Source organism: Oligella urethralis DSM 7531 (assembly GCF_000372065.1).
GTDB lineage: Bacteria > Pseudomonadota > Gammaproteobacteria > Burkholderiales > Burkholderiaceae_B > Oligella > Oligella urethralis.
Genome location: NZ_AQVB01000037.1, coordinates 1 through 5,270, shown reverse-complemented (window position 1 = coordinate 5,270; position 5,270 = coordinate 1). Strand labels below are relative to the sequence as shown.

Annotated in this window: 4 protein-coding genes and 1 pseudogene; 1 reads left to right on the top strand and 4 read right to left on the bottom strand. The window is 51.5% G+C overall.

The genetic code is table 11. The annotated features are described in order from the left end of the window. Nucleotides 1-165: 165 nt before the first annotated feature. From A3GA_RS0110950 to A3GA_RS0110930, 4 genes and pseudogenes are all read right to left on the bottom strand, one after another. Nucleotides 166-1,724, bottom strand: a pseudogene (locus A3GA_RS0110950) (IS3 family transposase). A gap of 163 nt (nucleotides 1,725-1,887) precedes the next feature. Beyond that, a complete protein-coding gene (locus A3GA_RS0110940) occupies nucleotides 1,888-2,247 on the bottom strand; it encodes a hypothetical protein (RefSeq protein ID WP_018027445.1) in 360 nt (119 codons plus the stop codon). A 48-nt stretch (nucleotides 2,248-2,295) separates the two neighbouring features. After that, entirely contained in the window at nucleotides 2,296-3,045 is a 750-nt protein-coding gene (locus A3GA_RS0110935) for a hypothetical protein (RefSeq protein WP_018027444.1), read from the bottom strand. Between the two features lie 5 nt (nucleotides 3,046-3,050). Continuing rightward, on the bottom strand, nucleotides 3,051-4,697 hold the full coding sequence (locus A3GA_RS0110930) for a hypothetical protein (RefSeq protein ID WP_018027443.1): 1,647 nt from the start codon (nucleotides 4,695-4,697) through the stop codon (nucleotides 3,051-3,053). Between the two features lie 96 nt (nucleotides 4,698-4,793). Here A3GA_RS0110930 and A3GA_RS0110925 point away from each other — a divergent pair. Beyond that, a partial coding sequence (locus A3GA_RS0110925) for a transposase (protein ID WP_018027377.1) occupies nucleotides 4,794-5,270 on the top strand: 477 nt, incomplete at its 3' end.

Sequence of the window (5,270 nt, the reverse complement as noted above, 5' to 3'; positions counted from 1 at the left end):
AGGCGGTGGTTGGCTTGAGCTATAGAGACAAATTCAGATTGGCGCAATTACTTATCCAGCTCGCCCGAAAAGAGGAAGAGGAGCAGTATCCACAGAAGCGAGCACCTGTTGCGTCAAATGTGGGGACCCCATCCGCGGTGTTTGTCAACCTAGTTGGAACGTGAATCATGCCGCCTCTAACGTTTTTTCCTGTTGAATGATCTCCAGGTTTTTATCGGGATTGAGCCATACTTCTCCAATCGGTTGCCAGTTACATGTCTGACCTGACCAGCGGGCGGGATTGGCACGTTGGGCCTGTTGGTACAGTTCGTGGCGAGCCCGTAGGATATCCTCATCCTGGCCAGCATGGCGCTGAGCCGGTGTGACATAGCGGATTTGGCTATGACGATGTTCTTCGTTATACCACCGTACAAAGTGATGAACCCATTGCCGGGCATCTTCAATCTGGTTAAAGCCATTGGTTGGAAACCGTGGATGATATTTGCAGGTACGGAAGAGCGATTCTGAATACGCATTATCATTGGATACACGAGGTCGACTGTGTGACGGCGTAATACCCAGGCTGTCCAGTTTGGCATACAGGGTGGAGCCTTTCATGGCAGAACCATTGTCCGCGTGCAATACCAGCGGCTTATGCGCACATTTTTCACGCAGTACGGCCCGTTGAATCAGGGTAGCGCTGTTATTCATGTTTTCTGCCTCGAAGACTTCGTGGCCCACGATTTTGCGGCTGTAAATATCCATAATCAGGTACAGATAAAAAGATAGGCCCCGTATTGAGGTTGGCAAATACGTCACGTCCCAACTCCAGCAAACATTGGGTTCATCGGCACAATGACGACGGGGGGGGGGGGGACCTTTATGGCGTGGTGCCGCCGCGCGCCCACGGCGATGCTGTTCACCCGCCTGACGCAGGACGCGGTAGAAGCTGGACTCTGAAGCCAGATAACATTGTTCTTCATCCAGTAACCGGGTCACGATCTGCGCAGGTGGCAGACTGGCAAACTCGGGACGGTGACAGGTATCCAGAATGGTCTGACGCTCTTCTGGTGTCAGCGCATGGGCAGGTAAAGGATGCACCGCATGCCGTCGTTGATCCTCAGTGCCTGTTGACCAGCGACGGTAAGTATTCAGGCCAATACCCAGTTCCTGGCACACGCGTTGCAGTCGGGCACCCGCCTTCCGGGCTTCATTGACCAATTCAACAGTTTGGCGGCGATCTGTGGCATTGGTCATTTTTCCTCGTCCCCCCAGATCGCCTGGACTTTTTTTAGCAAGGCCAAGATGGCCGCCGTTTCAGCCAAGGCGGCATCTTTACGACGCAGTTCACGCTCCAGTTCCTTGATGCGTTTACGTTCTGCTTTAGTGATTTCTGCTTGCTGTGCGGATGCTTTGGCACTGACGTCATTGGCTTGTTCACAACTGCTGCGCCACCGACGTATTTGCTCAACATACAGGCCACGACGGCGACAATATTCGGCCAGTTCCGTTTCGGATAAGGCTGCCGTTTCCAGGACGGCATTGAATTTTTCTGCCGAGCTCCAACCTTCCGGTGTGCTGGCTTGGTTTGGTAATAACCGGCCTTGATCACGTGCCTGTTTACGCCAGTTGTAAAGCGTCGCTTCGGAAATGCCTTCTTCCTGGGCTAGTTCAGCAACCGTTCGGTTATGGGGAGCCATTAATTTGGCCAGTATCGCTTCACGGCGTTCGGGTGAGTATTTCATAGGAACCTTTTCTTTGCCCCCATCTTAGGATGAGTTAAATTTTAACCTCGGTTGAGGTTCCAACTAGTCTGACACAGGGGGTTGGCTCTGGACTTACAATAACGAACGCCCAAACATGGCATTAGGTGGCATCACACCGAGGCAAAAATTACATCAACATAAATTAAATAATTCTACTGCCAACTGCTATTAAAAATGGGGTGATTACCTTGCTTTGGTCTCCACTGTTAATCAGCCAGATCACAAAGATGACACCGATAATGCCAAGAATCCATTTGCCGCCCGAACCACCGCCACTTTTGCCAGAGCTCACGGTTTCAATAGGCGGAGGAGAGCTTGTTGTTTTCCGCTCGGGTTCGGAAGGGGCTGCTTCCCGTTGAGGCTGGGGTGGTTGCTTAGGCGCTGAGGGCTTAGCCTCCGCTTTTGGCTCCGGCTTTATAGGCTCATCGATACCACTAACCTCGGATGCCAAGTCAGAAAGCCCGGAGAAGCCCTTTTTGTCCTTGTCGTTATCACCAGCCATGGGCATCTACCCCTTCCGTTTCGCACATAAATTTCATGCCGAGCTCCCTCATATGAACGTCAGCCCCCAAGCGCCCAGGCCGCCAATGCCAATGCACAAGAGAATCACCGGGGCACATCCAGAGTTTTTCTTTTTGGCGGGCAGTCCCGTTTCCTGATGTCCATGCGCCTGCGCCAGGTCGCCGATCATCTTTGGCTGGCCGCTTACTCCCAACTGTCGACCCAGTATCTCGAAAAACCTCCGCTTGACCGCCTGCGAGCTTGTATCGCCTTCATAATCACCAAGGTTCAATCGTGTCTCGCCGGTGAAGAGACCAATCATCAGCGGTCCCATTTTGCTGCCACCCTCGGCTTGAAGGAGCTCGCCAGCTTCGCTGCCGAGCATTTTGGCCAGCATGCCCATATCGGCCTGCTCGAGGGCAATGGTCATGATCGGCCGGTGCGATGGTCCGTGAGGATTCCTGTCGATGCGGTAGAAAACCGACATGGCGTAGTGATAGGTCATCCCCCGGTACTCGGCCTTCTTCCCCTGCATTTCCATGGTGAGGTCAAGAACGTTCTTCGGCTTTTTCTGGAAGGTCAGGAAGAAATCTCCCCAGATCCATGTCTCGCCGCTGTCAACGCTCGACCATGGAGCCGGAAGAGTTGGCCACTTGGTCAGCTCCAGCAAGGCGAACACTGATTTATGTGGCGCTGATGGCTGTGGGCTGGTTTGGCGTTGAGCATGTGGGACAGTCCGGGTGTCCGAGGTCAGATCGGATAGCCCAGAAAATCCGCGTTTGTTGTCTTTGTCATCCATAAATTTTATTCCCCCAAGAGGCTACTTAGCCTATCGCCACCCTGTTTCCAAAACATTCGAATAACTGCCTCTAAGACATGAATGTTGTCCTCTTCTTGGTAGGAGAACGCTGCAGCCAGCTTCTTATCATCTTTTTTTCCTATACAGAAAACACCGGCGCCATTCCAAACCACCAGTTCGCTCCAACGGCAAAAGATGCGCTCGTTGCTGCCAAAAAGTTTTTTCCTTTCCAGCTCCATACCATGATCACTCATGATGGTAGAGCCGAAACGATACTTTTTCCCCTCTCGAAGTCCCTGTAGGTACTCTGTTAACAAGCGAACACCTACTGCCTTCCATAGACGGTCAATAAAATTTGAGTAGGTAGCTTCTTTCTTTAGCTCAATTGAGGTGTAATTTGAGCTGTTACCGAAAACGATACTGTACGTAGTTCCAGTTGGAATACCGTTTACAGAATGCTTGGTGCCACCCCATCGAACGCGAGTGATAGAATCTAAATCCCAGCGGCGACCTTTCCACTCAATGCCTTCGGGGGAAATACGAAGCTTATCCTTGAAAATGGCTCCGACTTCCGCCTCATAGGTTATTTCCCTTCGCCACTCTTCAGCCTTGTTTACCAAACCTTCGACATAGCGAAACTGTTCTTCAGCAATCTCAGCAAGAGCATCTGCATCCTCAGCGGTACGTTCGGCAACCTCGGCAACCTCCGCGAACACTTCCTGCAGCATATTCGTGAGTTGCTGCGAGAAATCGAGCTTTCCGTGCTCGTTAAACATATGGATTGCCAAACTGCGAACGAGGTTTGCAACGCGGTGACTCGCGTCGTGATCGAGCCCTCGGCTCTTCGTGCTAACCTGAATCGGCTGAGCAACAGTATCCCAGTTTTTTACGATCTGGATTAGCTGGTTCACCATGGGGGCCAAGGTAGAATCTGACCGTTCCGCATCGACGGCGGCTCGCAGTTTTCCCACGAGGGCTATTATGTTTCCTTCTTCCTTATCAAGGAATCCCTGCGCTTCGACCTCATACGAATCGACGAGGTCGGCTATTAGAATAGGGCCGTGTTCCTCTCCATCATCAGTTGCGGATTCGACGGTAACTGTAACTGCTTCTACGAGCTCTTTTGGGGAAAGGTTGTCAAGGGCCGACTTGATGACCTTGCGATAGTGTCTCCGCCGTTCCTGAATTTCAGCTTCAACGGCTGAGAGGTCCGACACCTCCGGAAAGCCGGAAACAATCCGTTCTTCGTTGATGATCACACTCAGTTCATCGGAGTCGAGGTCTTCAAAAGCCCAGGCAATCTCAAGAATCCACTCCGCAACGTCATCCGCATTGTGGTCAGGCAAGCGAGCGATGCCTGCCGCAAGCAGGTTTGCCCGAGCAATTGACGACAGATTACCGACCGCAAGCAAATCCGTTGGCGAGGATTCGATGATCGACAACAGCTCTCCGGCTCGTTTCGGCCCAATACCTGGCAGCCACGCGACTTCAGCGGAGAGCCTTTTCCGGGGGTTGGTCAACTCCGAACGTGCCTCCATGCACTCACTTGAGTCGAGCAAAAGGCTGCGTTCATCAGCCAGCTCCATGATCCGTCGACGGTTATCGCGGGGGCTGGCATTTAGAATGTGAAAAGGATTTTGTAAAAGGTCCATGCTCCCCTCCGGTTACTTGCCCCCTCTGTCACACTAGTTGTCTGATTTTCTGATTTTTATATTTCATATAATTGAGGGAGCGGTTAGTGTCTTACAATGTCGTCTTATAGTCCAGAATTTAAAGCGCAGATCGTTAAAAAAATGATGCCACCGAATAACCAAAGTGTGGCTCAAATTAGCCGAGAAAGTGGTATTCACGTATCCACTTTATATAGTTGGAAAAAACAGCTACAAGCCAGAGGATTTGTTGTGCCTGCAAAAGAATCACGCCCTGACCAATGGGATACCAAGGCGAAGTTAGCCGCTATTATTCAAACAGCCAGTATGAACGAGGCCGAGCGGTCGAGTTATTGTCGTGAGCATGGCATCTATCCTGAGCAGTTGGACGCTTGGCGGGTTGAGATTGAAGCCTTCGATATGGAGGCAGGACCGGTGACTAAAGCGGTCTTAGCGGCTGAGCGTAAAAAGAGTCGTCAGCTAGAAAAAGAATTAAGACGTAAGGAGAAGGCCTTAGCTGAAACGGCTGCCTTATTGACCTTATCAAAAAAAGCCCGGGCTATCTGGGGCAACGAC

Coding starts and splice junctions, on each gene's coding strand:
- A3GA_RS0110930 (WP_018027443.1), bottom strand. CDS start 4,697: ATGGACCTTTTACAAAATCCTTTTCACATTCTAAATGCCAGCCCCCGC.
- A3GA_RS0110940 (WP_018027445.1), bottom strand. CDS start 2,247: ATGGCTGGTGATAACGACAAGGACAAAAAGGGCTTCTCCGGGCTTTCT.
- A3GA_RS0110935 (WP_018027444.1), bottom strand. CDS start 3,045: ATGGATGACAAAGACAACAAACGCGGATTTTCTGGGCTATCCGATCTG.